At 67.9% G+C, this 271-nt stretch carries 1 protein-coding gene; it reads right to left on the bottom strand.

Annotation, left to right across the window (positions count from 1 at the left end):
* Nucleotides 1-103: 103 nt before the first annotated feature.
* A partial coding sequence (locus CVH10_RS20675; protein ID WP_146143204.1) for a DUF305 domain-containing protein occupies nt 104-271 on the bottom strand: 168 nt, incomplete at its 5' end.

Here is a 271-nt window from a genome sequence, read left to right as displayed (position 1 = left end):
TTCGAGGACGGCGGGACTGGCCGATCGGTCTTTCGCCACGAGGACGACAGATGGCGGATTACGCACATCGTTGGTCGTCGGACGCGGTGCGCTGATCTCGCGATCAGGCGGCGGGAGCCGCCGACGCTCCCTTCTGGGCGAGCCAGGCGTCGATCAGGATGATTTCGCGCTCCTGCGCCGTGATCACCTCCTGGGCCAGGTCCCGCGCTTGGGCGTCCTTGCCTTGCGCGAGCTCCACACGGGCCATCGAGACGGCTGCGACGTGGTGACC

Origin of the sequence: Halomonas sp. ND22Bw, assembly GCF_003011945.1 — a bacterium.
GTDB classification, from domain to species: Bacteria; Pseudomonadota; Gammaproteobacteria; order Pseudomonadales; family Halomonadaceae; genus Halomonas; species Halomonas halophila.
This window is presented reverse-complemented; position numbering and strand designations above follow the sequence as displayed.